The 24,766-nt window shown below is 69.7% G+C and carries 28 protein-coding genes and 1 pseudogene; 14 read left to right on the top strand and 15 right to left on the bottom strand.

Annotation, left to right across the window (positions count from 1 at the left end; translation table 11 throughout):
* Positions 1 to 117: 117 nt before the first annotated feature.
* Positions 118 to 218 (top strand): annotated as a pseudogene (locus tag J2X41_RS25380) (hypothetical protein); the annotation flags it as partial.
* Positions 219 to 273: 55 nt separating this feature from the next.
* Here the strand turns inward: J2X41_RS25380 and J2X41_RS22780 are convergent.
* Entirely contained in the window at positions 274 to 714 is a 441-nt protein-coding gene (locus J2X41_RS22780; RefSeq protein ID WP_310086309.1) for a helix-turn-helix domain-containing protein, read from the bottom strand.
* A gap of 98 nt (positions 715 to 812) precedes the next feature.
* Between J2X41_RS22780 and J2X41_RS22785 the strand changes: the two genes are divergently transcribed.
* Complete coding sequence (locus J2X41_RS22785) at positions 813 to 1,700, top strand: SDR family oxidoreductase (RefSeq protein ID WP_310086312.1); 888 nt, start codon at positions 813 to 815, stop codon at positions 1,698 to 1,700.
* Between the two features lie 71 nt (positions 1,701 to 1,771).
* Positions 1,772 to 2,203, top strand: a complete 432-nt coding sequence (locus tag J2X41_RS22790) for a CBS domain-containing protein (RefSeq protein ID WP_028041281.1) — start codon at positions 1,772 to 1,774, stop codon at positions 2,201 to 2,203.
* 207 nt (positions 2,204 to 2,410) lie between these two features.
* Here J2X41_RS22790 and mdh read toward each other — a convergent pair whose 3' ends face one another.
* Positions 2,411 to 3,373 (bottom strand): malate dehydrogenase, encoded by a 963-nt coding sequence (gene mdh / locus J2X41_RS22795; protein WP_310086317.1) that lies wholly within the window; start codon positions 3,371 to 3,373, stop codon positions 2,411 to 2,413.
* A 144-nt stretch (positions 3,374 to 3,517) separates the two neighbouring features.
* On the opposite strand from mdh, the gene J2X41_RS22800 reads away from it, so the two are divergent.
* Together J2X41_RS22800 and J2X41_RS22805 are read left to right on the top strand one after the other, a co-directional pair.
* Positions 3,518 to 4,567: a MaoC family dehydratase gene (locus tag J2X41_RS22800; RefSeq protein WP_310086320.1), complete on the top strand. Its 1,050-nt coding sequence runs from the start codon at positions 3,518 to 3,520 to the stop codon at positions 4,565 to 4,567.
* Positions 4,560 to 4,985 carry an HIT domain-containing protein gene (locus J2X41_RS22805; RefSeq protein WP_310086322.1) on the top strand — a complete coding sequence of 142 codons (426 nt, stop codon included), beginning with the start codon at positions 4,560 to 4,562 and terminating at the stop codon, positions 4,983 to 4,985. The genes J2X41_RS22800 and J2X41_RS22805 overlap by 8 nt, the downstream gene beginning before the upstream one ends.
* A gap of 3 nt (positions 4,986 to 4,988) precedes the next feature.
* Here the strand turns inward: J2X41_RS22805 and J2X41_RS22810 are convergent, their stop codons facing one another.
* The gene (locus J2X41_RS22810; protein ID WP_310086325.1) at positions 4,989 to 6,062 is read right to left on the bottom strand and encodes a hypothetical protein; all 1,074 of its coding nucleotides are present in this window, start codon (positions 6,060 to 6,062) and stop codon (positions 4,989 to 4,991) included.
* Positions 6,063 to 6,087: 25 nt separating this feature from the next.
* Positions 6,088 to 6,966, bottom strand: coding sequence for a CoA ester lyase (locus J2X41_RS22815; RefSeq protein ID WP_310086328.1), 879 nt, complete (start codon positions 6,964 to 6,966; stop codon positions 6,088 to 6,090).
* 112 nt (positions 6,967 to 7,078) lie between these two features.
* On the opposite strand from J2X41_RS22815, the gene J2X41_RS22820 reads away from it, so the two are divergent.
* A complete protein-coding gene (locus J2X41_RS22820) occupies positions 7,079 to 7,459 on the top strand; it encodes a DUF2237 family protein (protein WP_310086330.1) in 381 nt (126 codons plus the stop codon).
* Between the two features lie 144 nt (positions 7,460 to 7,603).
* Here the strand turns inward: J2X41_RS22820 and J2X41_RS22825 are convergent, their stop codons facing one another.
* The 4 genes from J2X41_RS22825 to J2X41_RS22840 all read right to left on the bottom strand — a co-directional run bounded on the left by J2X41_RS22825 (position 7,604) and on the right by J2X41_RS22840 (position 11,410).
* Positions 7,604 to 9,001, bottom strand: a complete 1,398-nt coding sequence (locus J2X41_RS22825; protein ID WP_310086333.1) for an FAD-containing oxidoreductase — start codon at positions 8,999 to 9,001, stop codon at positions 7,604 to 7,606.
* 2 nt (positions 9,002 to 9,003) lie between these two features.
* Entirely contained in the window at positions 9,004 to 9,465 is a 462-nt protein-coding gene (locus J2X41_RS22830; protein ID WP_310086336.1) for a DUF4126 family protein, read from the bottom strand.
* A 207-nt stretch (positions 9,466 to 9,672) separates the two neighbouring features.
* Positions 9,673 to 10,209, bottom strand: coding sequence for an RNA 2',3'-cyclic phosphodiesterase (gene thpR, locus J2X41_RS22835; protein WP_310086339.1), 537 nt, complete (start codon positions 10,207 to 10,209; stop codon positions 9,673 to 9,675).
* A 148-nt stretch (positions 10,210 to 10,357) separates the two neighbouring features.
* A complete protein-coding gene (locus tag J2X41_RS22840; RefSeq protein ID WP_310086343.1) occupies positions 10,358 to 11,410 on the bottom strand; it encodes an aldo/keto reductase in 1,053 nt (350 codons plus the stop codon).
* A 146-nt stretch (positions 11,411 to 11,556) separates the two neighbouring features.
* Here J2X41_RS22840 and J2X41_RS22845 point away from each other — a divergent pair, with 146 nt between their 5' ends.
* Positions 11,557 to 12,309 carry a Bax inhibitor-1/YccA family protein gene (locus J2X41_RS22845; protein WP_310086345.1) on the top strand — a complete coding sequence of 251 codons (753 nt, stop codon included), beginning with the start codon at positions 11,557 to 11,559 and terminating at the stop codon, positions 12,307 to 12,309.
* Positions 12,310 to 12,395: 86 nt separating this feature from the next.
* Here the strand turns inward: J2X41_RS22845 and J2X41_RS22850 are convergent, their stop codons facing one another.
* From J2X41_RS22850 to acnA, 3 genes are all read right to left on the bottom strand, one after another.
* On the bottom strand, positions 12,396 to 12,722 hold the full coding sequence (locus J2X41_RS22850) for a DUF2794 domain-containing protein (protein WP_057187285.1): 327 nt from the start codon (positions 12,720 to 12,722) through the stop codon (positions 12,396 to 12,398).
* A gap of 712 nt (positions 12,723 to 13,434) precedes the next feature.
* Entirely contained in the window at positions 13,435 to 14,151 is a 717-nt protein-coding gene (locus tag J2X41_RS22855; RefSeq protein ID WP_310086348.1) for a DUF1223 domain-containing protein, read from the bottom strand.
* A gap of 178 nt (positions 14,152 to 14,329) precedes the next feature.
* Positions 14,330 to 17,017 (bottom strand): aconitate hydratase AcnA, encoded by a 2,688-nt coding sequence (gene acnA, locus J2X41_RS22860; RefSeq protein ID WP_310086350.1) that lies wholly within the window; start codon positions 17,015 to 17,017, stop codon positions 14,330 to 14,332.
* 193 nt (positions 17,018 to 17,210) lie between these two features.
* Between acnA and ccmA the strand changes: the two genes are divergently transcribed.
* Both ccmA and ccmB read left to right on the top strand, forming a co-directional pair.
* Positions 17,211 to 17,825: a heme ABC exporter ATP-binding protein CcmA gene (ccmA, locus tag J2X41_RS22865; RefSeq protein WP_310086353.1), complete on the top strand. Its 615-nt coding sequence runs from the start codon at positions 17,211 to 17,213 to the stop codon at positions 17,823 to 17,825.
* On the top strand, positions 17,822 to 18,487 hold the full coding sequence (gene ccmB / locus J2X41_RS22870) for a heme exporter protein CcmB (RefSeq protein WP_310086356.1): 666 nt from the start codon (positions 17,822 to 17,824) through the stop codon (positions 18,485 to 18,487). The genes ccmA and ccmB overlap by 4 nt, the downstream gene beginning before the upstream one ends.
* A gap of 264 nt (positions 18,488 to 18,751) precedes the next feature.
* Here ccmB and J2X41_RS22875 read toward each other — a convergent pair whose 3' ends face one another.
* Both J2X41_RS22875 and J2X41_RS22880 read right to left on the bottom strand, forming a co-directional pair.
* Positions 18,752 to 19,648, bottom strand: a complete 897-nt coding sequence (locus J2X41_RS22875) for a DMT family transporter (RefSeq protein ID WP_310086358.1) — start codon at positions 19,646 to 19,648, stop codon at positions 18,752 to 18,754.
* Between the two features lie 176 nt (positions 19,649 to 19,824).
* The gene (locus tag J2X41_RS22880; protein ID WP_310086360.1) at positions 19,825 to 20,175 is read right to left on the bottom strand and encodes a DUF3147 family protein; all 351 of its coding nucleotides are present in this window, start codon (positions 20,173 to 20,175) and stop codon (positions 19,825 to 19,827) included.
* A 165-nt stretch (positions 20,176 to 20,340) separates the two neighbouring features.
* Here J2X41_RS22880 and J2X41_RS22885 point away from each other — a divergent pair, with 165 nt between their 5' ends.
* Genes J2X41_RS22885 through J2X41_RS22900 form a run of 4 tightly spaced genes read left to right on the top strand, consistent with a single transcriptional unit; the run spans position 20,341 to position 22,396 of the window.
* On the top strand, positions 20,341 to 20,898 hold the full coding sequence (locus tag J2X41_RS22885; RefSeq protein ID WP_310086364.1) for a Spy/CpxP family protein refolding chaperone: 558 nt from the start codon (positions 20,341 to 20,343) through the stop codon (positions 20,896 to 20,898).
* 57 nt (positions 20,899 to 20,955) lie between these two features.
* Positions 20,956 to 21,702, top strand: coding sequence for a heme ABC transporter permease CcmC (gene ccmC / locus J2X41_RS22890; protein WP_310086367.1), 747 nt, complete (start codon positions 20,956 to 20,958; stop codon positions 21,700 to 21,702).
* A 17-nt stretch (positions 21,703 to 21,719) separates the two neighbouring features.
* Positions 21,720 to 21,887 (top strand): heme exporter protein CcmD, encoded by a 168-nt coding sequence (ccmD, locus tag J2X41_RS22895; protein ID WP_310086370.1) that lies wholly within the window; start codon positions 21,720 to 21,722, stop codon positions 21,885 to 21,887.
* A complete protein-coding gene (locus tag J2X41_RS22900; RefSeq protein WP_310086373.1) occupies positions 21,884 to 22,396 on the top strand; it encodes a DsbE family thiol:disulfide interchange protein in 513 nt (170 codons plus the stop codon). Before ccmD ends, J2X41_RS22900 begins: the two co-directional genes overlap by 4 nt.
* Before the next feature lie 66 nt (positions 22,397 to 22,462).
* Here the strand turns inward: J2X41_RS22900 and J2X41_RS22905 are convergent, their stop codons facing one another.
* On the bottom strand, positions 22,463 to 22,819 hold the full coding sequence (locus J2X41_RS22905; RefSeq protein ID WP_310086375.1) for a glycine zipper 2TM domain-containing protein: 357 nt from the start codon (positions 22,817 to 22,819) through the stop codon (positions 22,463 to 22,465).
* A gap of 224 nt (positions 22,820 to 23,043) precedes the next feature.
* Here J2X41_RS22905 and J2X41_RS22910 point away from each other — a divergent pair, with 224 nt between their 5' ends.
* Entirely contained in the window at positions 23,044 to 23,319 is a 276-nt protein-coding gene (locus J2X41_RS22910) for a hypothetical protein (protein ID WP_310086377.1), read from the top strand.
* Position 23,320: 1 nt separating this feature from the next.
* On the opposite strand, the gene J2X41_RS22915 is transcribed toward J2X41_RS22910, so the two are convergent.
* On the bottom strand, positions 23,321 to 24,634 hold the full coding sequence (locus J2X41_RS22915) for a folylpolyglutamate synthase/dihydrofolate synthase family protein (protein ID WP_310086379.1): 1,314 nt from the start codon (positions 24,632 to 24,634) through the stop codon (positions 23,321 to 23,323).
* Positions 24,635 to 24,766: the final 132 nt, after the last annotated feature.

Here is a 24,766-nt window from a genome sequence, read left to right on the forward strand (position 1 = left end):
GCGGATGAATTAGCCTGCGTTGGACGGTGCGCAAACGCTTCTTCCCGCCATCATCCCCCGACTCGTTCCACGACCGTCGGGTTTGGGAAGGCGTGAGTTTGTTGGCTCCCGACGGCGGTGGGAGAAATCCTCGTCCTTCGACAAGCTCAGGATGAGGATTTCTACTGAACCGCCGTCAAATTCGTCCTCATCCTGAGCCTGTCGAAGGACGAGGACGCCCCCAGGCGTCGGTTCCCAGATAAAGCGAGGATAACGACGTTTGGATGATGTGGCTTAGGCCGCCGCGTCCTCGGCGTCGTAGCGGGCCCGGGCCGCGCGGATGTCGGCGTGGTTGCGTTCGGCCCAGGCCACCAGCGCGGCCACGGGCTCCAGCAACGAGGTCCCCAGCGGCGACAGGCTGTATTCGACGCTGGGCGGCTTGGTCGGAAACACCTGGCGGCCGATCAGCCCGTCGCGCTGCAGGTCGCGCAGGGTCTGGGTCAGCATGCGCTGGGAGATGTCGGGCACCGTGCGGCGCAGGACGCCAAATCGACGCGGCCCATCGGCCAGGGCGATCAGCAGCAGGGTGCTCCACTTGTCGCCCAGCTGGTCGAGCACGTCGCGCACCGGACAGCCGGCCGGACTGAGGTCGTTCGACGACATCCAGCCCTGGAAGCCCTGGACCAGGCTGGCCGCCGCGGCGGTGGGCGGGTTCGGCGCGGGCGGTTCCCTCAAGCTGCCTATCTCCCGTCAAACTGCCGTCTTTACGGCGGCGATCCAGTCTCACATCTACACGTGGTCTCATTTCGAGACCACTGAAAAGGACGAAACCCATGAGCGCCTCCTCTCCCCGCCTCCTGGTCACCGGCGCCGGCGGCCAGCTGGGTCGTCGCGTCGTCGAGCTGCTGCTCGAAGCCGGCGTTCCCGGCCTCGTCGCCGCCAGTCGCGACCCTTCCAAGCTGGCCGACCTGACGACCCGGGGCGTCGAGACCCGCCGCGTCGATTTCGACGACCCGGCCTCGCTGGCCGAAGCCTTCGCCGGTGTCGAGCGCCTGCTGCTGATCAGCACCGACAGCATGGGCGAGCCCGGCCATCGCATCGGCCAGCACCGCGCCGCGATCGCCGCGGCCGAAGCGGCCAAGGTCAAGCACGTGGTCTACACCTCCGCGCCGGGCGCGCGGCCCCAGGTCGGCGGCGGGGTCATCGACGACCACTTCTGGACCGAGCAGGCCCTGGCCGCCAGCGCCATCCCCGGCTGGACCATCCTGCGCCACAACATCTATGCCGAAGTCCTGCTGATGGGCGCGTCCCAGGCCGTGACCAGCGGCGCGCTCTATTCGGCCACCGCCGGCGCCGGCCGCGCCTATGTCAGCCGCGAGGACTGCGCCCGCGCCGACACCGCGGCCCTGGTCAAGGGCGAGGGCCGCCAGATCCTCGACGTCTCCGGCCCCGCCGCCGTGACCCAGGACGAGGTCGCCGCCCTCCTGTCCCAGCTCTCGGGCAAGTCGGTCAAGCACCAGGACCTGCCGCTGGCGGCCTATCGCGAAGGCCTGGTGGCCGCCGGCCTGCCGCCGTTCTACGCGGATATCCTGGCAAGCTTCGACCACGCCGCCAGCGAGGGCCAGCAGGCCATCGTCACCGACGTGGTCGAGACCCTGACGGGCAAGCCGCCGGTCTCGGTCGCGGCGTTCCTGGAGGCGAACCGGGCGGCCTTCAGCTAGGCCGCAACGGAACGGGCGCGTCAGCGCGGGGTTTCTCAGGGGTTCAATTCACTCCCTCAAGGAGCTTCCCGATGAAAGTCAGCGACGCGATGACCAGCCAGGTCTCCACCGCCGCCCCCACCGACACCGTGCGCAAGGTCGCCCAGGTGATGGCCCATGTCGAAACCGGCGCCGTGCCGATCGTCGAGAACGGCAAGGTGGTGGGCCTGGTCACCGACCGCGACATCGTCCTGCGCGTGGTCGCCGAGGGCCGCAGCTTCGACAGCCCCATTTCCGAGGCGATGAGCGAGGGCGAGGTCCAGAGCGTCAAGGAGGACGACGTCCTGGCCGACGCCACCGCCAAGATGGCCAGCCACCAGATCCGCCGCCTGGTCGTGCTCAACGAGGCCGGAAACCTGACCGGCATCCTGTCCCTGGGCGACGTGGCCAAGGACTACGGCGCCAAGCAGGTGGGTCGGACGCTGGAGGAGATCTCGGCGGAGGGCGGCGAGGCGGCGCACTAGCGCAGTGGCTCACCCACTTGCCCCCACCTGACCGCTTCGCGGTCTGTCCGCCCCCATAGGGGGCGGAGCCTTGCACCGGAGCGCTCTTCCCCCTTCGGGGGAAGACGATCGCGAAGCGATCCGTAGGGGGCAAGTGTTCACCGCACAAAAGAAAAAGGGCGGCCCCTTTCGGAGCCGCCCTTTCCGTAGCTGAAGCTCGAACCCCGCCTAGACCAGCGAGCTGTCGATGCCCTTGCAGGCTTCCATCAGGCCCTTCACCGACTCGACGGACTTGGCGAACATCGCCTTTTCCGCGTCGTTGGTTTCGAACTCGATGACCTTCTCCGCGCCGCCGGCGCCGATCACGACCGGCACGCCGACATAGAGGCCGTCCAGGCCGTATTGGCCGGTCAGGAAGGTGGCGCACGGCAGGACGCGCTTCTTGTCCTTCAGGTACGAGGTCGCCATGGCGATCGCCGATTCCGCCGGGGCGTAGAAGGCCGAGCCGGTCTTCAGCAGGGCGACGATCTCGCCGCCGCCCTTGCGGGTGCGGTCGACGATGGCGTCCAGCTTTTCCTGGGTCAGCCAGCCTTGCTTGACCAGTTCCGGCAGCGGCAGGCCGCCGACCGTCGAGTGACGGACCATCGGCACCATGTCGTCGCCGTGACCGCCCAGGGTCCAGGCGTGGATGTCTTCCACCGACACGCCGGTGGCCTCGGCCAGGAAGTAGGCGAAGCGCGCCGAGTCCAGGACGCCGGCCATGCCGATGACCTTTTCCTTGGGCAGGCCCGAGAACTGCTGCAGCGCCCAGACCATGGCGTCCAGCGGGTTGGTGATGCAGATGACGAAGGCGTTGGGGGCGTGGGCCTTGATGCCTTCGCCGACGGCCTTCATGACCTTCAGGTTGATGCCAAGCAGGTCGTCGCGGCTCATGCCCGGCTTGCGCGGCACGCCGGCGGTTACGATGCAGACGTCGGCGCCGGCGATGTCGGCATAGTCGTTGACGCCCTTCAGCGCGACGTCCTTGCCGAACACGGCCGAGGCCTCGGCGATGTCCAGGGCCTTGCCCTGCGGGGTGCCTTCGGCGATGTCGAACAGCAGGATGTCGCCCAGCTCCTCGCGCGCGGCGATGTGGGCCAGGGTGCCGCCGATCATGCCGGCGCCGATGAGGGCGATCTTCGCGCGAGCCATGGGGTCTCCGTCAAGGCTGTGGACGAGAATGTCGGGCGCGGTCTACGCCCGCTGCGGTTCAGTCTCAAGCCCTCTTTCCCGTTTCGCCGCGGTGCGGCAAGACTGCCTGGAGGACGGCTCGGGACGCCCTTGGGGAGACGCGGGATGAGCAAGACCGATCCGGGGAACTATTTCGAGGACTTCAGGCTCGGCCAGGTCATCGTCCACGCCACCCCGCGCACCATCACCGCCGGCGACGTGGCGCTGTACACGGCGCTTTACGGGCCGCGCTTCGCGCTGTTCTCGTCCGACGTCTTCGCGCGCGATTGCGGACTGGAGACCGCCCCGGTCGACCCGCTGGTCGCTTTCCACGTGGTGTTCGGCAAGACCGTGCCCGACATCAGCCTGAACGCCGTGGCCAACCTCGGCTACGCCGAGGGCCGCTTCCTGGCGCCCGTGCATCCGGGCGACACCCTGTCGGCCCGGTCCGAGGTGATCGGGCTGAAGGAGAACTCCAACGGCAAGACCGGCGTCGTTCATGTCCGCACCACGGGCGTGAACCAGCGCGGCGTGGCGGTGCTGAGCTATGTGCGCTGGGTGATGGTCAGGAAGCGCGACCCGGCCGCGAGGGTCGAGGCGTCGTCGGTTCCGCAACTGGCCGACGCCGTGGCGGCCGGCGACCTGGCCCCGCCGCCGGGCCTGGACTTCAAGCGCTACGACTTCGCCCACGCCGGCGCGCCGCACGGCTATGAGGACTACGAAATCGGCGAGAGGATCGACCATGTCGACGGCATGGTGGTCGAGGAGGCCGAGGCGCAGCTGGCCACGCGGCTGTGGCAGAACACCGCCAAGGTCCATTTCAACCAGTTCGAGCGCGGCAAGGACCCGTCCGGGCGGCGGCTGGTCTATGGCGGGGTGGTAATCTCGACCGCCAAGGCCCTGTCGTTCAACGGCCTGCAGAACACCGGCCTGATCCTGGCGATCAACGGCGGCCGCCATGTCAGCCCTTACTATGCCGGCGGCACGGTGTTCGCCTGGTCGCAGGTGCTGGACAAGGCCGAGCTGTCGCCGACCGTCGGGGCGCTGCGCCTGCGGCTGGTGGCCACCGTCGACCGGCCTTGCGCCGACTTCCCCGACAAGGACGAGACCGGGGCCTACGCGCCCGGCGTCATCCTCGACTTCGACCATTGGGCGGCGGTTCCCAGGCGTGGCTGAGTTCGTCCTCGATCCGGCCTTCGCGGCCACCTCGGCGGCGTTGGGCGACCTGCCGCTGTGCCAGGCCCGCCTGCAGCTGGACGCCCGCTATCCGTGGGTGGTGTTGATCCCGCGCCTTGCCGGCCTGCGCGAGCTGGAGGACCTGTCCCCGGCCGACCGCATCCGGCTGGTGGAGGAGACGGTGCTGGCCGGCGCCGCCGTCCGCGCCGTGGGGCGCGCGCTGGGCCTGGCGGTGGACAAGCTCAATGTCGGCGCGCTGGGCAACGTCACCCCGCAGCTGCATGTCCATGTCGTGGGCCGTCGGGCCGGTGATCCGGCCTGGCCGGGACCGGTCTGGGGCCATTCGCCGGGCGACGCCTATGAGCCTGAAGCGCTGGAGTGGGCGATCGCGGCGGCGAAGGCGGCGTTGTCCGTCTAGGCCCTATCGGCGCTTCTTCCGGCTCGACCCCTTGGCCGCCTTGCCCTTGGCCTTGCGCGACGTCACGGCCTTGCCCTTGCCGCCCTTCTTGCCCTTGACCGCCGTGGCCTTGCCCTTGCCGGCCTTGCGGGCGGCGGCGGCGCACTTGGCCTTGGCGGCCTTCAGCGCCTTGCCCTTCTTGCCCCGGGTCGAGCAGGCCTGGGCCTTGGCCGGCGCGGCGGCCACGATGCGCGGCGCGGCCGGGCGCGCGCCCCAGATGACCGGCCCACGGCCGGTCGGGACATAGCCGGCCGGCACCGTCGCCTGGGCCAGGCGGCGGGCGGTGACCAGGATCTGCGTCCCGTTCTCGTTCAGCTTGCCGGTCCACGACCCGTCGCCACGCGGCGTCAGGTCCAAGGTCGCCAGCTGACCGGCGCGCGGCGAGAACCGGGCCAGGAAGCCGCTGTCGGAGCGGTCGACGACGTCGATCAGGCCGGTGGAACCCACGGCGCCGGCGCGGCGCGGGTCGCGCCAGGCGCCTTCCACGGGACCGCCGCCGCCGACCCTGTCAACCAGCTGCAGCACGTACAGCCCCGCCCCGTCCGGCCCCTCGATCGACCAGCCGCCGTCCAGCGGGCCCTGCAGGCCCTGGGCGGCCAGGATCGAGCCCTTGACCCGCAGGTCGTAGGCCTCGGCGACCGGCACATAGCCGCCCTGCGGGATGGCGTGGCCGGGCAGTTCGTCGGGGTCGGGCGCGGGGATCGGCAGGATGGTCGGCTTGTGCGGCGGGGCCGGCGCCTGGGGCGCGTCCTCTTCCTCGTCGGTCGTCTGCGGGCCGCTCTGGGAGATCAGGTCGGCCAGGGGATCGACGGCCTGGTCGGCCGAGACCGCCGTGTCCGGGGCCGGCGGGGCGGCCACGACGGGGATGGCGTCCGGATTGGCGGCGGGCGGCAGGGTGGTCTGGGGCGCCGGGCTGGAGGCCGGCGCCGGCGGAGCGGGCGCGCTCGCCATCGGCGCGGTGACGACCGGCGCCTCCTGGGCCCAGGACAGGACGGGAGCGGCGGAAAGGGCCAGCAGGGAGATCAGGAGCGCGCGCATGAGGGGCTGGGACGGTCTTTCGGGTCTAGGCGGCCGAGCGTTCGGCGATGGCGGCGGCCACCGCCACCAGCCGTTCAGCCTGAACCAGGTGCAGCCGCTCGGCCATCCGGCCCTCGACCCGCAGGGCGCCCTTGCCGGCGTTCTCGGGGGCGGCGAAAGCGGCGATCACCGCCCGGCTCCAGGCGATCTCGTCGGCGGTGGGCGAGAAGGCGCGGTTGCAGATCGGAAGATGCTTGGGATGGATCAGGGTCTTGCCGTCGAAGCCGAAGTCGACCGCCTGGCCGCAGACCGCCTCCAGGGCGTCCAGGTCGTCGATGTCGTTGTGCACCCCGTCGAGGATGGTCAGGCCGTGGGCCCGGGCGGCGGCCACCGACAGCGACAGGATCGGCAGGAAGGCCTCGCGGCCGGGCGTCTGGCGGGCCCGCATCTCCTTGGCCAGGTCGTTGACCCCCATCACCCAGCCCGAAAGCCGGGTGGCGCGCGCGGAGCCTGCGATCTCCCACAGGTGGAAGGCGGCCTTGGCGGTCTCGATCATGGTCCACAGCTGGGTGTGGACCGGGGCGGCGTGCAGGGCGGCCTGGTAGGCGTGGACGTCGGCGGCGTCGTTGACCTTTGGCACGAGCACCGCGTCCGGGCCGGCCTCGGCGAGCGCCTTCAGGTCGGCCTCGCCCCAGGGGGTGTCCAGGCCGTTGGTCCGCACGACCACCTCGCGCGGGCCGAAGCCCCCGGCCTTGACCGCCGCCACGGCGGCCTGCCGGGCGGCGTCCTTCATCTCCGGCGCGACGGCGTCCTCGAGGTCCAGGATGATCACGTCGGCGTCCAGCGTGCGCGCCTTGTCCACCGCCTTGGCGTTGGAGGCGGGCATGTACAGGGCGCTACGGCGCGGCCGGGCGAGGTCGGACATGGGGCTCCCGCGAGACGTCTTGCTGTTGCCCTTTCTCTTAAGCACCGGAACGACGCCACCGGAAGCCAGATTCCCCGGCCACATTCCCCGGAATGGGGTTAAGCTCGGCGCCATGACCACGCGCTACGACGACACCGCCAAGAACGTCCTGGGCCAGGAGCTGCAGCCCTGCTCGCTGAACCCGGTGACCGGCTTCTATCGCAACGGCTGCTGCGAGACCGGGCCGCACGACCTGGGCCTGCACACGGTCTGCGCGGTGATGACGGCGGAATTCCTGGCCTTCTCGGTCGCCACCGGCAACGACCTGTCGACCCCGCGCCCGGAATTCGCCTTCCGCGGCCTGCTGCCCGGCGACCGCTGGTGCCTGTGCGCCGGCCGCTGGAAGGAAGCCCTCGACGCCGGCGTCGCCCCGCAGGTGGTGCTGGAGGCCACGCACGAGGAGATGCTGGCGGTGGTGCCGCTGGGCGTGCTGAAGGACCACGCGGTGGCGTGAGGTCGTAGCCTGAGCATAGAGAAGTTGTCATCCCGGCCGAAGCGAAGCGTAGGGCCGGGATCCAGGACAACCGCACCGCATCAGCCCAGTCCCCTGGGTCCCGGACAGCCTCTACGAGGCTTCCGGGATGACAACGGATTTTATCTAGACCAGCGGCTTCAGCTCCCCCAGCATCGTCGGGATCAGTTCCGACACGGTCGGGTGGATGTGCACCGCGCGCTGGATCACCGTGTAGGGGGCCTTGGCGTACATCAGGTCGATCAGGCCGTGGACCGCCTCGTCGCCGTTCAGGCCCAGGATCGCCGCGCCGAGGATCTGCCTGGTCTCGGCGTCGACCACCACCTTCATGAAGCCCTGGGTCTCGCCCTTCTCGACCGCCCGGCCGACCCGGGTCATGGGGCGCTGGCCGACCAGCAGCGGCCGCCCGGTCGCGCGGGCCTGGGCCTCGGTCAGGCCGACGCGGCCCAGCGGCGGATCGATGAACAGGCCGTAGCAGGGGATGCGGTCGCTGACCTTCCTGGGATCGCCGTCCAGCAGGTTGGCGGCGATGATCTCGAAATCGTTGTAGGCGGTGTGGGTGAAGGCCCCCTTGCCGTTGCAGTCGCCCATCGCCCAGACCCCGGGATTGCTGGTCTTCAACTGATCGTCGACGACCACGTAGCCGCGGGGGTCTAGGTCGATCCCGGCCTTGTCCAGGCCCAGGTCGTCGGTGTTGGGCCTGCGGCCGATGGCCAGCAGGACGTGCGAGCCCACCACCTGGGGCGCGCCGTCCTCGCAGGTGACGTGGACGCAGACGCCCTCGTCACTCCCTTCCGTCTTGCCGGGCGCGAAGGCGATGCACTCGGCGTTGAGGCGGATGTTCACCCCCTCGGCCTCGAGGATCTCGCGCACGGCGTCGGAGATTTCCGGGTCCTCGCGGCCGATCAGCCGCCGGCCCATCTCGACCACGGTCACCTCGGCGCCAAAGCGCCGGTACATCTGGGCGAACTCCAGGCCGATATAGCTGCCGCCGACGATGACCAGATGCCGGGGCAGCGTCTCGACCTCCATCATGCCGACATTGGTCAGGTACGAGATCTCGGCCAACCCGGGCATGTCCGGCGCATTGGCGCGGCCGCCGACATTGAGGAAGATCTTCGGGGCGGTCAGCAAGTCGTCGCCGACCCGCACGGTGTCGGGGCCCTCGAAACGGGCGTGGCCTCGGAAGACCGTGCAGCCCTTCATGCCGCCCAGCCACTTTTCCAGGCTGCCACGGGCGTTGAGGGTGACCGCCCGAGCCCGGTCGTGGACCCGCTTCATGTCCACCGCGACCTCGCCCTGGAGGACGACGCCGTATTCCCCCGACCGCCGCGCCAGGTGGGCGGCGTAGGCGCTGGCCACCAGGGTCTTGGTCGGCATGCAGCCGGTGTTGACGCAGGTGCCGCCGAAGTCCTTGCGCTCGACCAGGGCGACGGTCCAGCCGGCGTCCGTCAAGCGGCCGGCCAGCGACGGCCCCGCCTGACCGGCTCCGATGATGATGGCGTCGAAGCGTTGAGCCGCCATGGTCAGAGGGCCGAGACGACCAGGGCCGCGCCGCCCACGGCGACCACGTCCTCCAGCAGGCCGGCCGGCAGGTCGCGGCCGAACGCCTTGGCCAGGCGGCCGCGGACGTCCGCCCCGCCCAGGGTCCCGACTACGGCGCCGATCGCCCCGAGCACCGCGCCCGCGATCCAGGCGTCCGACGCGATGCAGACCGCCGCCCCGCAAAACGCGCCGCTGAGGAGCCGCGTGCCGAACTGCACCGGGACCTTTCGGCTGGGGGTCTTGGGCAGCTGGTCGCCGACCAGTTCCAGGACGGCCAGGGCGGTGAACGTCCAGGTCGCGATCGTCCCGCCCAGCCAGGCCAGCGGCGTGCCTTCGAGCGGGATCAGACCCAGATGCGCGCCCCAGGCGACGGCGGCCGGAGCGGTCATGGCGCGAAGGCCCGCGACCACCCCGATCAGCAGGGCGAACAGATAGAGTGACATGCGGATCTCCGGGCGTCAGGCGCCGCCGTGATCTGGCGCGCCAAGGGATCAAACCGCAAGAGTGAACGGCGTTCTTGGACGTTTCGGCTCTGGCCGACGCCTTGCGTCCTTCGAGGCTCGGCTACGCCTCGCACCTCAGGATGAGGATTTCAGCAAGACGCTCCTCATCCTGAGGCGCCGCGAAGCGGCCTCGAAGGACGCACGGCCTCAGCCCAGCGGATAGTCCGCCTCCAGCCGGTAGGCCGAGCCCTCGCTGGTCCGCCAGCTGGAATAGAGGCCGAAGCGGTCGACGCGGAACGGCGGCGAATGCAGCAGGTTGTTGGCCTGGATCCAGGCGGCGACCTCGGGGACGGCGGGTCGCTTCAGATAGGCCAGGGTGACGTGCGGCGTATAGACCCGGGTCTCCGGCTTGAGGCCAGCCCGGCGGGCCGCGCTCTCGTTGGCCTTGGCCAGGCGGCGCAGGTCGGGGTTCTCGGCGAGCCCGGCCCAGACCGCGTGGATCTCGACGCCCTCGCCGAAATGGCCGACGCCCTGCAGTTCGAGGTCCAGGGCCGGGGCCTGGATCCCCCGCAGTGCCTCGTCCAGGTCGGCGGCGGTGGTTTCCTGCACGTCGCCGATGAACTTCAAGGTGACGTGGAACGCCTCGCGCGGCCGCCAGCGCGCGCCCTCGATCCCGTGCTGGCGGGACAGGAGGTGCTCGCCGACCTCGGCGGGAATGGCGATGGCGGTGAACAGGCGGATCATGGGAGAGGTTTAGCCGATCCTCCCCCCGTGGGGGAGGTGTCGGCGAAGCCGACGGAGGGGGGATGGTCGGAAGGCCACCACAACTCGGATTGACGACCCTACAACTCCCCCCACCGGCCTTCGGCCGCCTCCCCCACAGGGGGAGGATTTAGGGACAGGGATTGGGCTGAAGCGCGTGCAGCGCGTTGACGGCTTTTTCCATCTCCTCGGTCCAGGTCAGGTCGAAGGCGGCGATATTGGTCTTCAGCTGGTCCATTGAGGTGGCGCCGATGATGGTGGCGGTGACGAACGCGCGGGTGTCGCAGAACTTCAGGGCCAGCTGCGCCGGGTCGACGCCGAAACGGCCGGCCAGCTCGACATAGCCGCGGATCGCCTCCTCGGCCCCGGGACCTTCGTAGCGCTGCATGCGGTTGTAGAGCGCCTTGCGCGAGCCGGCCGGCAACTTGCCGTCCAGGTACTTGCCGGTCAGGGCGCCCTGGGCCAGCGGCGAATAGGCCAGCAGGCCGACCTGCTCGCGCATGGCGATCTCGGCCAGGCCGTATTCGAAGGTGCGGTTGGCCAGGTGGTAGGCGTTCTGGATCGAGGCGATGCGCGGCAGGCCGCGCTGTTCGGACTCCGCCAGGAAGCGCATCACGCCCCACGGAAACTCGTTGGAGACCCCGACGGAGCGGATCGCCCCCTTCTTCACGTGGGCGTCCAGGGCCTGCAGGATGTCGCCGAAGGCCTCGAAGTCCTGCTCGTAGTCCTTGAAGGTCTGGCCGCCGAACACCCGCACCGGGCGGTCGGGCCAGTGCAGCTGGTAGAGGTCCAGATAGTCGGTCTGCAGGCGTTTCAGCGACTGCTCGACCGCGTAGTCGATCTGGGCCTTGGTCTGGCGGGTCGAGCCGCCGTCCGGCCGCATCCAGGACAGGCCGCCGAACGCGGCGCCGCGGCCGGCCACCTTGGAGGCCAGGACGATCTCCTGGCGCTTGCCGGTCTTCTTCAGCCACGAGCCGATATGGCGCTCGGTCGAGCCTTGCGTCTCAGGATTGGGCGGGCTGGCGTACATCTCGGCGGTGTCCCAGAAGGTCACGCCCTGGCCGAGCGCGTAGTCCATCTGTTCGTGGGCTTCCGCCTCGCTGTTCTGCGAGCCCCAGGTCATGGTGCCCAGGCAGCAGCGCGAGACCTGGATGCCGGTCCGGCCGAGTTCGACGTAGTCCATGTCGCCCCTTTCAAGGATGTGCCGGATCCATCTTAAGGGCGGCGCGCGCCACGGAAAGCGCAACATCTTGCATGATACTCGCGGGGCCCCGATATTCGGGAGGCGTCCAAGATGGGCGCGCTGCTTTTTCGAAGGGCCTTAACCCGATGAACGACTTCAACCGCGGCTACGCGCGCTCGATCCCGGCGGATCGCGCCGACATGTCGGTTGACGCCGGCCTGCGTAGTTTCATGCTCGGCGTCTACAACAAGGTGGCGCTGGGTCTTCTGCTTTCCGCCGTCCTGGCCTTCCTGACGACCGCCTATGCGCCGGTCGCCAACCTGCTCTACGTCCTGACCCCGGACGGCCGCCTGGCCGGCTTCACGGTGCTGGGCATGGTGCTGCGCTTCGCGCCGCTGGCCATGATCCTGGTGTCGATCTTCGCCATGCGCAACCCGACCGCCCGCTCGTCCGGCGCGCTGTACTGGGCGCTGGTGGCCTCGATCGGCGCGGGCCTGGGCCTGTGGCTGCTGGTCTACCAGATCCAGTCGGTGTTCACGACGTTCCTGATCACCGCCATCGCCTTCGGCGGCCTCTCCCTGTTCGGCTACACCACCAAGAAGGACCTGACCGGTTTCGGCAGCTTCCTGATCATGGGCCTGATCGGCCTGGTGCTGGCCTCGCTGGTCCAGATGTTCCTGCACCTGCCGGGCCTGAGCTTCATCATCAGCATCCTGGGCGTGTTCATCTTCGCGGGCCTGATCGCCTACGACACCCAGAACCTGAAGATGAGCTACTACCAGATGGGCGGCGACCAGAACTCGATGGCCGTGGCCACCAACTACGGCGCGCTGAACCTCTATCTGAACTTCATCAATCTGTTCCAGTTCCTGCTCAGCATCTTCGGCTCGCGCCGCTAGATCCGGGTTCGGACCTGAAACGCGAAAGCCCCGGCGGGAAACCGCCGGGGCTTTTTGTTTGGGCGTGGGCGTCCAGCCGCCAATCCTCAATCCACCACCTTGAACCGGCCCTTGTCGAACATCCGCAGCACTTGGCTGAGGTCATGGCCGCGCTTCAGGGTCAGGCCGCCCTGGCCGATCACCGCCCATTCGCCCTGCTTGCGGGCCAGGGCCGGACGCTTCTCGATCCGGTAGAGCGGGGCTTCGGCCGCGTGGCGGAACACCGAGAACACCGCATGGTCGCTTTGGCCGGCCATGCCGTAGTCGCGCCACTCGCCGGCGGCGACCATCCGGCCATACAGCCGCAAGAGCTGGTCGATCTCGCGACGCTCGAAGAAAACGACGCCGGCGGCGGGGCGGGAATCCAGGGCCATCGGACGAATCCTAAACCCAAATCGGGCCCGGACGCGAGCGGCGCCGTGCACGCTCCTTGTCGGCGTTGCGGCGACGCTACAGTCGCGCTTGATAATGTCTGGCCCGCCGCCGCCGGACACGAAATGACCTTAATTTGGACCCGCCGCCGCCCGCTTGCCCCGCCATCTTGACGGTGTCGGCTGATCGGACATCCTGCGGTTCAGGATCCTGAACAGCCCCCCCAGCCCCCTTGATCGTGGGCCGGTCGGCCGACAGACGACCCCTCTATTTGATACCCGCTCGAGACCCCGCGTGGCGCCCCTCTCCACGCGGGGTTTTCGCGTGCGCGCTGTCCCGTGGCCGTTGAAACGGCGGACACATCCCCGACACGAACGGCCGTGAAACGACCTTGTTCACGCCCTTCCAGCGCCGGCTTGGCCCGTCATAAGAGCAGTGTCGGCTGATCGGACGTCCTGGCTCGGACCCTGATTGCCCCCCAGCCCTCCGACCCGGGCTCCGGTCAGCCGACGGTCTAACATTCCCCTCCCCTAAGAGGCCCGCGCGGTGTCCCCTCCCTGCGCGGGCTTTTCTTTTGGGCGCGGGTCCTCCCCCTGTGGAGGCGATCGCGTAGCGATCGGCGGGGGGAGTGCTACGAGGGCGGCTTTACGGATCGACGATCCGACAACTCCTCCGTCGGCTGCGCCGACACCTCCCCCACAGGGGGAGGATCTTCTACTTCTCCGCGGCTTCCTGCAGCACGCCGATCACCCGGCCGCCCTTGGCGCCCTGGACGATGATCACCGTCTTCAGCGTCTCGTCGGCGGGCGCCGGCAGGCGGTACAGCTTCGGCCGGCCGTTCCAGGCGCCCAGGCGGACCAGTTCGCGCACGACGTTGCGGTGGACCAGGGTCTGGCCGCGGTTGTCGCCGCGCTTGACGGCGATGTCCTGCTCGCGCGCGTCGTAGCGCACCAGCCAGACCTCGCCGCCGCCGCGCGGCGCGGGGCCCGAACCGACCGCGACGCGGCGGCCGTCGCCGACGAACTCCATGTCCGGCGGGTCGGACGGGGCCTTGGCGGCCTCCTTGACCAGGGTCTCGACCGCCTCGGCCTTGGCCCCCGAGGCCTGCTGGTGGCCGGCGACCACCACCTGCGGGGTCGGCACGTCGCGCAGCGAGAACCGCGTGGCGTAGGCGCGCTGGCGCGCGGCGAAGGCCGGCTTGGCGAAGGTGTCGGTCCAGCCCAGATAGTCCCAGTAGTCGACCGAATAGGTCAGGGCCAGAACGCCCTTCTCGTCGGCCATGTCGGCGACGACCTGGTTGGCCTTGCCGCAGGACGAGCACCCTTGGGCGGTGAACAACTCGACGACCACCGGCGGTTTCGCGGCGAGCGCGGGCGCGGCCGAAAGGCTCGCGAGAGTCGTGACGAGGAGAGTGAGAAAGGCCTGACGCATGTGCGGGGCACTTAAGCCAAGATCGCGGACGATGACCGTTCACGAGGCCGTGAAGGCGAGCTTTCCACGCAAAAACCGTCAACTGCAGGGTGCGCGACGGCCCGGGCAAAGAAAAAGCCGGGCCCTTTCGGACCCGGCTCGATCTCGTCCGGCGCTGAAGGCGCCCCGACCAGGGGCCTTAGTCGGCCTTGGCCAGGTTGCGCAGCACGTAGTTCAGCACGCCGCCGTTCTTGAAGTATTCAAGCTCGGTCGGGGTGTCGATGCGGCAGCGGACCGGGAAGCGGGCGATGCGGCCGTCGGTCGGGCGGTAGAGCTCGACGATCAGCTGCTTGCGCGGGGCCAGGTCCTGCAGGCCGCGGATCGAGACGATCTCCTCGCCCGTCAGCTCCAGCTTCTGCCAGCCTTCCTGGACGAACTGCAGGGGCAGCACGCCCATGCCGACCAGGTTCGAACGGTGGATGCGCTCGAAGCTCTCGCAGATCACCGCCCGGACGCCCAGCAACTTGGTGCCCTTGGCGGCCCAGTCGCGCGAGCTGCCGGTGCCGTATTCCTTGCCGCCGAACACCACGGCCGGGCGGCCCTCGGCCTGGTACTTCATGGCCGCGTCATAGATCGACATCACTTCGCCCGAGGGGAAGTGCTTGGTCACGCCGCCTTCGATGTCCGGGGTGATCCGGTTGCGGATGCGGATGTTGGCGAACGTGCCGCGCATCATCACCTGGTGGTTGCCGCGACGGGCGCCGTAGCCGTTGAAGTCCAGCGGGTCGACACCGTGGTCGATCAGGTACTGGCCAGCGGGGCTGGTCTTCTTGATCGAACCGGCCGGGCTGATGTGGTCGGTGGTGATCGAGTCGCCGAACACCGCCAGCACGCGGGCTTCCACGATGTCGGTGACCGGGGTCGGGGTCATCGACATGTTGGGGAAGTAGGGCGGGTTCTGCACGTAGGTCGAGTCGCCTTCCCAGGCGTAGGTCTGGCCGCCGGTGATCTTGATCCCCTGCCAGTTCTTGTCGCCCTTGAAGACGTCGCCGTAGCGGCTGGCGAACATCTTTTCGGTGACGGACTTGCGCTGCAGGGCGGCGATGTCCTCGTTCGAGGGCCAGATGTCCTTCAGGAAGACGTCATTGCCCTTCTTGTCCTGGCCCAGCGGCTGGGTGGTCAGGTCGATCTTCATCGAGCCGGCCAGGGCGTAGGCCACCACCAGCGGCGGCGAGGCCAGGTAGTTGGCGCGGACGTCCGGGTTCACCCGGCCTTCGAAGTTGCGGTTGCCCGACAGCACCGAGCAGGCCACCAGGTCGGCGTCGTTGACCGCCTTGCTGATGTTCTCCGGCAGCGGGCCCGAATTGCCGATGCAGGTGGTGCAGCCATAACCCACGAGGTTAAAGCCGAGAGCATCGAGGTGCTTGGTCAGGCCGGCCTTCAGCAGATAGTCGGTGACCACCTGCGAGCCGGGGGCCAGCGAGGTCTTCACCCACGGCTTGACCTTCAGGCCCTTGGCCACCGCGTTCTTGGCCAGCAGGCCGGCGGCGATTAGCACCGAGGGGTTGGAGGTGTTGGTGCAGCTGGTGATGGCCGCGATGACCACGTCGCCGTGACCGACGTCGAAGTTTTCGCCCTCGACCGGCACGCGGGCGTTGGGGGCCTCGGCCTTGCCGAATTCACCGGCCAGCGACTCGGCGAACTTGGCCGCGGACTCGGTCAGCAGCACGCGGTCCTGCGGACGCTTGGGGCCGGCCAGCGACGGCAGCACCGACGACAGGTCCAGCTCCAGGGTGTCGGTGAAGGTCGGCTCGGCGACGCCGGGCTCCCACCACAGGCCCTGCTCCTTGGCGTAGGCCTCGACCAGGGCGACGCGGGCGGCGTCGCGGCCGGTGCCCTTCAGATAGGCCACGGTCGAGGCGCTGATCGGGAAGAAGCCGCAGGTGGCGCCGTATTCCGGAGCCATGTTGGCGATGGTCGCCTGGTCTTCCAGGGTCAGGTTGGCCAGGGCGTCGCCGAAGAACTCGACGAACTTGCCGACCACGCCCTTCTTGCGCAGCATCTGGGTGACGGTCAGCACCAGGTCGGTGGCCGTTGCGCCTTCCGGCATGGCGCCGGTCAGCTTGAAGCCGATGACTTCCGGGATCAGCATCGGGATCGGCTGGCCCAGCATGGCGGCCTCGGCCTCGATGCCGCCCACGCCCCAGCCCAGGACCGACAGGCCGTTGACCATGGTGGTGTGGCTGTCGGTGCCGACCACGGTGTCGGGATAGGCGACTTCGGCGCCGTCGACCGCGGCGGTCCAGACGGTCTGCGCCAGGTATTCCAGGTTCACCTGGTGACAGATGCCGGTGCCCGGGGGCACGACGCGGAAGTTGTTGAACGCCGACGAACCCCAGCGCAGGAAGCGGTAGCGCTCGATGTTGCGCTCGTATTCCTTGGCGACGTTCTCGTCATAGGCCTTGGGCGAACCGAAGTTGTCGACCATCACCGAGTGGTCGATGACCAGGTCGACGGGGTTCAGCGGGTTGATCTTGGCCGGGTCGGCGCCCAGCGACACCATGGCGTCGCGCATGGCGGCCAGGTCGACGACGGCCGGAACGCCGGTGAAGTCCTGCATCAGCACGCGGGCCGGGCGGAAGCTGATTTCGTGCTCGACGCTGCCCTTGTTGTTCAGCCAGTTGGCCACGGCCTTGAGGTCGGCTTCGTTGACCGACACGCCGTCTTCGTAGCGCAGCAGGTTCTCCAGCAGCACCTTCATCGACACCGGCAGCTTGCTGGCGTCGGCCAGACCGGCTTCCTCAGCGGCGCGAAGGCTGTAATAGACGTAGGTCTTGCCGCCGACGACAAGTTCGCGGCGGGTTTTGAGGCTGTCTACAGACGCCATTTCGAAGGATCCCTTCTCTGTCCACGGCCGCCGGAAAACCTCTCCAGGGATCGCGCGATCGAGGCGGACCCACAGCGTCCATCCTCGCGCCGCGTACGCCCCATCCAATGCGGAGGGTGACGGCCGAGGGCTTCTTAGCCGTCGCCGTGGGCAACGTCCATGCACAGGGCAGGGTCTTGAGGGCTTGCGGCCTATGTTGAGAACTATTCGCATCAAGGACTTAAGTCTTGTTCGCGGCGAACGGCGGCTGTTCTCGGGGCTGGACCTGGAGGTTTCGGCCGGCCAGGCCGTGGCGCTGACGGGACGCAACGGGGCGGGCAAGACCAGTCTTTTGCGGGCGGTGGCGGGACTGTTGCGGCCGTCGCACGGCGTCATCGGCTTCGACGGCCAGGCCGGTCCGCTGGAGGCCGAGGTCGCGCGGTCCGACGCCCTACACCTGGTCGGCCATCACGACGGCCTGAAGTCGACCCGCTCGGCCTGGGAGGAGCTGTTGTTCCAGGCCCGCTGGACGGGCGGGTCGGAGACCTCGGCCCGCGCCGCGGCGACCCGGCTGGACCTGGACCGCCTGCTCGACCTGGAGGTCCGCCGCCTGTCGGCCGGCCAGCGGCGGCGCGTGGCCCTGGCGCGGCTGCTGGCCAGTCCCCGGTCGCTGTGGCTGCTGGACGAGCCGATGGCCCCGCTGGACGCCGGCCATCGCGAGGGCTTCGGCATACTGATGGCCGAGCACCTGGCCGGCGGCGGCATGATCCTGGCGGCGGTGCACGATCCCCTACCCGTTCCGGCTCGGGCGGTGGAGGTCGGAGGATGAGGGCCTTCCTGATCCTGCTGCGCCGCGAACTGGCCCTGGCCTGGGGCAAGGGCGGTGGTCCTCTGCTGGCCCTGGCCTTCTATGCCTGCGTGGTGACCCTGCTGCCCCTGGCCGCCGGCCGCGCCCCCGAGCGGCTGGCGAGCCTGGCCCCTGGCATCGCCTGGCTGGCCCTGGCTCTGGCGGCGCTGCTGTCGCTGGAGCGGCTGTTCGAGCGCGACTTCGAGGACGGGGCGCTGGACCTGCTGGCCCTGGGCCCCGCTCCGCTTGAGGCTGTGGCCGTGGCCAAGTGCCTGGCCCACTGGCTGGCGGCCGGCGCGCCCCTGGCCCTGGCCGCCCCGGTCGCCGCCCTGGCCCTGGGGGCCTCGCCGCACATCATCCCGCTGCTGATCCCCTGCGCCCTGGCCGGGGGCCTGGCCTTCTCGTTCCTCGGCGGGCTGGGCGCGAGCCTGGCCCTGGGCAGCAAGCGCGGCGGCCTGCTGGTGGCCGTGATCGTCCTGCCGCTCTACGTGCCGCCGGTGATCTTCGGCGCCGGCGCCCTGGACGCCCTGGCCGGCGGCCTGCCTTGGACCGGCGGCCTGTTCCTGCTGCTGGCCTATTCGGCGGCGGCCGTGGCGCTGGGGCCGATCGCCATGGCCGCGGCTTGTCGGAATGCGCTGGATTGAGGGTTCACCAAGACCCTCTCTCATGGAGAGAGGGAGGGGCCCGCCGCAAAGCGGTGGGAGGGTGAGAGGTTTCACCGCTGGCCGGTAGTTCCAAGAGGTTCCGCAACGCTTCCAGATGCAAGAAGGCGCACGACGACCGCCGCTATGGATAGGGGCGCGATCGGAGTATCCGCTGAACGACAGCGATCTATTCGGTGAGAGTGTAACCTCTCACCCTCCCACGGCTTCGCCATGGGCCCCTCCCTCTCTCAAAGAGAGAGGGTTTTAGATCGGCCCCGCGCTGGCGCAGACGGACTGGCTCCGTCGCTCGCCCAGCACCACCGCGAAGCTGCCGGCGATGATCATCAGCCCGCCGGCCGCCAGGGCCCAGGTCAGGTGGTCGCCGAACAGCATCACCCCGACACAGGCCCCCATCAGCGGTTCGATATTGATGAACACCCCGGCGCTGGCGCTGTCGACCCGGGCCGAGCCGAACTGCCAGGCGGCCGTGGCCACCAGGGTGCTCAGGACCCCCAGGCCCAGGATGCCGCTCCAGGCGACCGGGCTGAGGTCCAGCTTCGGCGGGCCGTGCATCAGGAAGGCGATCGGGGCCACGGTGACGGCGGCGACGATCACCGTCACCGCCGGTATGGCCATCTCGTTGGGCGCCTTGGGCGCGCGGCGCAGCACCGTCAGCCAGGCCAGGAAGATGAACAGCGAGCCCAGCGACAGGGCCACGCCCAGCGGCGAGCCGGCCCCGTCGGGCTTGCCGGCGATCAGGGCCGCTCCCAGGGTCGCGGCGGCGACCCCGGCCCAGGAAGCGCGGCTGACCTTTTCGCCCAGCAGCTTGGCCGCGATGGCGATCAGGGCCGGCATGGCCCCGACCAGCAGGGCCGCCAGGGTGACGCTGACATGGGCCAGGCCCTCGAACTGCACCATGAAGGCGATCCCGTAGAGCGCGCCGGCCAGCAGGACGACCGGCGAGCGGAACAGGGCCCGGGTCTCGGCGCTGCGCAGGGCGAACGGCGCGGCCACGACCGCCGCCACCACGAAGCGCAGCAGCACCATGTGGGCGGAATCGGTCTCGCGCAGCACCAGCTTGCCCAATGGAAAGCCGAGGCCCCAGCACAGGCCGGAGACGATCAGGGCGAGGAAGGCGATGCGTTTGTTGGAGCGGTTCATGGCCGGGCTTCTAACCGTATTCGCGCCGAGTTGCGTCAGCACCGAGCGCTGCGGGGCGAATTCCTCGTCCCCAGTTTGCTTTGGCGACAAGCTCAGGATGAGGCGTTCGAACGCCACCACCGCAAAGGTAGCCCTCATCCTGAGCTTGTCGAAGGACGAGGGCGGCCCACGAGCCGCTAGAGCTTCAGCCCGAAACGGGGGCCGATCGCCGTCATCGTCAGATAGAGGCCGATGGTGACCACGCAACCGGCCCCCAGCGCCGCCCAGAAGTTCACGCCCCGCCGCAGCAGGGCCGGCACGATCAGGAACATCGGCAGGGACGGCAGCACGTACCAGAAGGTGGCCTCGACATGGGTCGCCATCCGCTTGACGTCATGGGTGTCGCGCCACAGCCACAGCATGCCCAGGATCGAGATCAGCGGCAGCGAGGCGACCAGGGCGCCGAAGCCCGGCTGGCGCTTGGCGATCTCGGACACCAGGGCGATGATCACGCCCGAAATCGCGGCCTTGGCCAGCAGGTACAGCATCGCGCGGGTCTCCCTGGACGGCGGCCGCGGGACTGCGTCGCGGCGGCGAGGTGTTTATGCATCGCGGCGTTCGTCAGTTCTGCAACATTCGCCGGCGATCCTGACATTCCGGGGTTACACGCCGAATCGAGGGTCCGCTCCAGGAACAATCTCTTGGAGCAAACCATGCGCCTGCAACCCAGCCGTCTCGCCCTGGTGGCCGCGGCCGTCTTTACCCTCTGCGGCGCGGCGGCCGCCATCGCCCAGGACGGTCCGCCGCTGCCCGGTCCGCCGCCGATGGCCGATGATGGTCCGGACGGTCCCGGCGGGCCGCCGGTGATGATGCGCCACCACCGCCTCGACCCCGCAACCCACGCCCAACATCTGCGCGACGTGCTGCAGCTGCGCGCCGACCAGGACGGGGCCCTGAAGGCCTATCTGGACGCCGTCGCCCCCAAGGACTGGACCAAGGACCATCCGAAGCGCGAAGCGGTCGACGCCCCGCGCCAACCCCCGACCACGCCCGAACGCCTGGACCGCGAGGCCGAGCGCCTGGACCGCGCCAGGGCCCGGATCGACGCCACCCGCGCCTTCTACGCCGCCCTGTCGCCCAGCCAGAAGAAGGCCTTCGACGCCCTGGGCCCGATGGCCGGCGGTCCCGGTCCGATGATGCGCCGGGTCGAATTCCGTCACCTCGGGGGCGGTCCGGACGGCCCGCGCCTGGCTCCCCCCAAGGCCGACTAGCGCCCCTAGGTAGCCTCCACGATTGCGGGCGCCCTTCAGGTCTTCTAAGGCTCGGACATGGGCGCCCGTGATCCACACCATCCGCTGGACTTCCTGACCAACCCCGAGCGGTTCATGGCCTTTTCCCGCTGGGCCGCGCCGATGTTCGGCGTGGTCGCCGCGGTGCTGGCCGCCGTCGGCTTGGTGCTGACCTTCGCCGCGCCCGAGGACTACCAGCAGGGCGACACCGTGCGGATGATGTTCATCCACGTGCCGGCCGCCTCGCTCAGCCTGTTCGTCTATCTGTGCCTGGGCATAGCCAGCTTCCTGGCCCTGGTGTTCCGCCATGCCCTGGCCGACGCCGCCGCCGTGGCCTGCGCCCCGCTGGGCGCGGCCTTCACGGCCCTGGCCCTGGCCACCGGCTCGCTGTGGGGCAAGCCGATGTGGGGAACCTGGTGGGTGTGGGACGCCCGCCTGACCTCGGTGCTGGTGCTGCTGCTGTTCTATCTGGGCTACTTGGCCCTGCGCTCGGCGCTTGAGGACGAGCAGAAGGCGGCCCGGGCCGCCGCCATCCTGGCCCTGGTCGGCCTGATCAACCTGCCGATCGTCAAGTTCTCGGTCGAGTGGTGGAACAGCCTGCACCAGGGCAGCTCCACCCTGTTCGCCAAGCCGGAGAATCGGCTGCCCGCCGTCTATGCCTGGCCGATGCTGGTGATGAGCCTGGCCTATATGTCGGCCTTCGGGTCGCTGTGGCTGGTGCGGATCCGCGCCCTGGTCTGGCGGCGCAAGGCCCGCGCCCTGGCCCTGCAGCAGGCTGAAAACTAGGAATTGGGGGCTAGCCGATGCACTTCGATTTCGACGCCGGCAAGTACGCGATCTATGTCTGGCCCGCCTTCGCCCTGACGGCGGGCGCCTTCGTCTGGATGATCGCCGACAGCCTGGCCTCGGCCCGCCGCTGGCGGCGCGAGGCCGAACGGCTTCAGGCCCAGCGGGACGCGAGGAAGCCGTGAGGCGCTGGATCGGTTTCGCGCCGCTGGTCGTGCTGCTGGGCCTGGGCGTGCTGTTCGCCGGCTATGCCCTCAAGCACGATCCGCACGTCCAGCCCCACGCCCTGGTCGGCAAGCCCGTCCCGGCCGTCAGCCTGCCCGACCTCGATACGGGAGCGATGGTCGCCGTGCGCGACGCGCCGTCCGGACCCCGCCTGATCAACTTCTTCGCCTCTTGGTGCGCCCCCTGCCGGGTCGAGGCCCCGCAGCTGATGGCGCTGAAGGCCCGAGGCGTCACCCTGGTCGGGGTGGCCTACAAGGACGAGCCGGCCCGTACCCAGGCCTTCCTGGCCGAGTTGGGCGACCCGTTCGCCGCCAAGCTGATGGACCGCAATGGCCGGGCCGGCATCGAGTTCGGCGTCACCGGCGTGCCCGAGACCTTCCTGGTCGGGGCCGACGGCGTGATCCTGGCCAAGCACAGCGGCCCCCTGACCGACGACGACGTCCAGGAGATGCTCGGGAAACTGCGCTAGCTGGACGCCAAAAGGCCCGGACGGCTTTCGCGGTCCGGGCCCTTGGCCTGTTCGGCGATCAGGCGGTTAGCAGCGGTGGCCCTTGCCGATCTGGCTGCCGGCATAGGCCCCGACGCCCGCGCCCAGCAGGGTGCCGGGGGTGCGGTTGCCGTTCGAGACCGAGTTGCCCAGCAGGCCGCCGGCCAGGGCGCCGATCACCGCGCCGGTCGCCTTGCCGTGCTTACGGTCGGTGCGGCAGCTTTCATAGCGGTCATAACGGCGGTCATAGCGACGATCGTAGCGGCTGTCGTAGCGCGACTCATAGCGGTGATGGTCGCGATAATAGCCGTCATGGGCCGAGGCGAAGCTTGGGGCCGAAGCCAGGCTCAGAGCGGCGGTGGCGGCGGCGATCATCGAGAGGGTGGTCTTGGTGGCGGTACGCATCGGGTGTCCCTTTCCGTTCAAAGTCATGTCCGACCGGCCCCGATCCGGTCGATCTTGGGGACACCCTACGCCCCGCCGCCTGAACGGCGTCGACAACCCGACTTTCATCTGGCGTTCAGGTTGGCGTCCGGTTTTGGCCGTGTTTCGTCGAACTGAGCCGCGACCATTAACCGCGCGTTGACCATGCTCGCCGACCTTGCATTAACCATGATAGAGTCGCGTCCATGAGCACGATCCGCCCGACAGGCCTGCCGGCCGTTCCGCAGAGACCCGCCTCGCCGCAGGGCTCGACGGGCGCTGGCGGCTCGCGCGCGGCGGCGTTCTTCCAGGCGGCCGTCGGCGACGCCGCCGCGGCCCGGCCAACCGCGCCGCCGATCGCCGTCCAGCTGCAGACCCAGGCCCAGCCGCAGCGCCAGCCGCCGGCCCGCCCGTTCGCCCAGCCGACCGAACAGCCGCGGACGATCCTGCGCCCCGGCTCGCTGCTGAATATTCTCGTCTAGCCTAGACCGGCCAGGTCTCCGGGCTCATCGCCAGAACTTCTCCCGCCAGGTAGAGCGAGCCGCAGATCAGCACGTGCGGCGTCGGCTCGAGCGCCAGCGCCTTGTCGAGCGCCGTCTCGACGCTGTCGCAGGCCTGGGCCCGCAGCCCGGCCAGTTCGGCGGCCGCCGCCGTCTGGGCGGCGCTGGCCGCGGCGTGGCCCTCGAACGTCACCGAGAAGACCTTGGCGTTCAGCGGCGCGAACGGCGCGAAGAACCCGGTGGCGTCCTTGTTGGCCAGCAGGCCCGAGATCAGGGCCACGGGCCGGCCGTCGCGGGCCGCCAGGTCGCCCAGCGCCCGGGCCACCGCCTGGCCGGCGTGGGGATTGTGGCCGCCGTCCAGCCAGAGGTCGGCGCCGGCCGCCGTGGCGCGCTCGGCCAGCGGTCCGGCGGTCAGCCGCTGGAACCGCGCGGGCCAGGTCGTGGCGGCGATCCCCCTGGCCATGGCGGCCTCGTCGACGCGCGGATCGTTCAGGACCAGCAGCGCCGCCACGGCCAGGCCGGCGTTGGCGAACTGGTGCTCGCCCGGCAGGGACGGGGCCGGCAGGTCCAGCAGGCGGTCCTGCGTCTGGACCAGCAGCCGGCCGCGCTCGTTCCAGGCGTCGAAGTCACGGCCCATCAGGGTCAGGGGCGCCTCGAACAGGTCGGCCTCGCGCTCGACCACCCGTTCGGCCTCCTCTTGTTGGCGGGCCGAGACGACAGGCGTGTTGGGCTTGATGATCCCGGCCTTCTCCTGGGCGATGGCCGCCAGGGTGTCGCCCAGGAACTCACGATGGTCGATGTCGATCGGGGCGATGACGCTGACCGCGGGCAGGACCACGTTGGTGGCGTCCAGGATCCCGCCCAGCCCCACCTCGACCAGGCACAGGTCGGCCGGAACCTCGGAAAAGGCCTGGAAGGCCGCGGCGGTAGTGATCTCGAAGAAGGTGATCGGCAGGCCGGCGTTGGCGGCCTCGACGCGGTCGAGCACCTGGGCCAGGTGCTCGTCGGTGATCAGCGTTCCAGCCAGGCGGATGCGCTCTGCAAAGCGCACCAGGTGCGGCGAGGTGAAGACGTGGACGCGCAGCCCGGCCGCCTCGGCCATGGCTCGCAGATAGGCCACCGTCGAGCCCTTGCCGTTGGTGCCGGCCACGTGGATCACCGGCGGCAGTTTCTTTTGCGGATCGCCCAGGGCGGCGCACAGCCGCACCATGCGGTCCAGCGACAGGTCGATCAGCTTGGGATGCAGGGCCTGCAGCCGGGCCAGCGCGGCGTCATGGGCGCGGAGGTGGTCGGTCATCTGATGAACCTTCCCTCCCCCTTGTGGGGAGGGTGGCCCCGAAGGGGTCGGGTGGGGGTTCGGTGCAGAGAGGTCCGTGCGGCGGCGGGCCCCACCCACCAGCTTCGCTGGTCCCCCCTCCCCACAAGGGGG

Source organism: Caulobacter sp. BE254 (assembly GCF_031457295.1).
In the GTDB taxonomy this organism is placed as follows: domain Bacteria; phylum Pseudomonadota; class Alphaproteobacteria; order Caulobacterales; family Caulobacteraceae; genus Caulobacter.

What these genes read in the sequence shown, in the direction of transcription:
- J2X41_RS22785 (WP_310086312.1), top strand. Translation starts at nt 813, where the DNA reads ATGAGCGCCTCCTCTCCCCGCCTCCTGGTCACCGGCGCCGGCGGCCAG.
- J2X41_RS22790 (WP_028041281.1), top strand. Translation starts at nt 1,772, where the DNA reads ATGAAAGTCAGCGACGCGATGACCAGCCAGGTCTCCACCGCCGCCCCC.
- mdh (WP_310086317.1), bottom strand. Translation starts at nt 3,373, where the DNA reads ATGGCTCGCGCGAAGATCGCCCTCATCGGCGCCGGCATGATCGGCGGC.
- J2X41_RS22800 (WP_310086320.1), top strand. Translation starts at nt 3,518, where the DNA reads ATGAGCAAGACCGATCCGGGGAACTATTTCGAGGACTTCAGGCTCGGC.
- J2X41_RS22810 (WP_310086325.1), bottom strand. Translation starts at nt 6,062, where the DNA reads ATGCGCGCGCTCCTGATCTCCCTGCTGGCCCTTTCCGCCGCTCCCGTC.
- J2X41_RS22815 (WP_310086328.1), bottom strand. Translation starts at nt 6,966, where the DNA reads ATGTCCGACCTCGCCCGGCCGCGCCGTAGCGCCCTGTACATGCCCGCC.
- J2X41_RS22820 (WP_310086330.1), top strand. Translation starts at nt 7,079, where the DNA reads ATGACCACGCGCTACGACGACACCGCCAAGAACGTCCTGGGCCAGGAG.
- J2X41_RS22825 (WP_310086333.1), bottom strand. Translation starts at nt 9,001, where the DNA reads ATGGCGGCTCAACGCTTCGACGCCATCATCATCGGAGCCGGTCAGGCG.
- J2X41_RS22830 (WP_310086336.1), bottom strand. Translation starts at nt 9,465, where the DNA reads ATGTCACTCTATCTGTTCGCCCTGCTGATCGGGGTGGTCGCGGGCCTT.
- thpR (WP_310086339.1), bottom strand. Translation starts at nt 10,209, where the DNA reads ATGATCCGCCTGTTCACCGCCATCGCCATTCCCGCCGAGGTCGGCGAG.
- J2X41_RS22840 (WP_310086343.1), bottom strand. Translation starts at nt 11,410, where the DNA reads ATGGACTACGTCGAACTCGGCCGGACCGGCATCCAGGTCTCGCGCTGC.
- J2X41_RS22845 (WP_310086345.1), top strand. Translation starts at nt 11,557, where the DNA reads ATGAACGACTTCAACCGCGGCTACGCGCGCTCGATCCCGGCGGATCGC.
- J2X41_RS22850 (WP_057187285.1), bottom strand. Translation starts at nt 12,722, where the DNA reads ATGGCCCTGGATTCCCGCCCCGCCGCCGGCGTCGTTTTCTTCGAGCGT.
- J2X41_RS22855 (WP_310086348.1), bottom strand. Translation starts at nt 14,151, where the DNA reads ATGCGTCAGGCCTTTCTCACTCTCCTCGTCACGACTCTCGCGAGCCTT.
- acnA (WP_310086350.1), bottom strand. Translation starts at nt 17,017, where the DNA reads ATGGCGTCTGTAGACAGCCTCAAAACCCGCCGCGAACTTGTCGTCGGC.
- ccmA (WP_310086353.1), top strand. Translation starts at nt 17,211, where the DNA reads ATGTTGAGAACTATTCGCATCAAGGACTTAAGTCTTGTTCGCGGCGAA.
- ccmB (WP_310086356.1), top strand. Translation starts at nt 17,822, where the DNA reads ATGAGGGCCTTCCTGATCCTGCTGCGCCGCGAACTGGCCCTGGCCTGG.
- J2X41_RS22875 (WP_310086358.1), bottom strand. Translation starts at nt 19,648, where the DNA reads ATGAACCGCTCCAACAAACGCATCGCCTTCCTCGCCCTGATCGTCTCC.
- J2X41_RS22880 (WP_310086360.1), bottom strand. Translation starts at nt 20,175, where the DNA reads ATGCTGTACCTGCTGGCCAAGGCCGCGATTTCGGGCGTGATCATCGCC.
- J2X41_RS22885 (WP_310086364.1), top strand. Translation starts at nt 20,341, where the DNA reads ATGCGCCTGCAACCCAGCCGTCTCGCCCTGGTGGCCGCGGCCGTCTTT.
- ccmC (WP_310086367.1), top strand. Translation starts at nt 20,956, where the DNA reads ATGGGCGCCCGTGATCCACACCATCCGCTGGACTTCCTGACCAACCCC.
- ccmD (WP_310086370.1), top strand. Translation starts at nt 21,720, where the DNA reads ATGCACTTCGATTTCGACGCCGGCAAGTACGCGATCTATGTCTGGCCC.
- J2X41_RS22905 (WP_310086375.1), bottom strand. Translation starts at nt 22,819, where the DNA reads ATGCGTACCGCCACCAAGACCACCCTCTCGATGATCGCCGCCGCCACC.
- J2X41_RS22910 (WP_310086377.1), top strand. Translation starts at nt 23,044, where the DNA reads ATGAGCACGATCCGCCCGACAGGCCTGCCGGCCGTTCCGCAGAGACCC.
- J2X41_RS22915 (WP_310086379.1), bottom strand. Translation starts at nt 24,634, where the DNA reads ATGACCGACCACCTCCGCGCCCATGACGCCGCGCTGGCCCGGCTGCAG.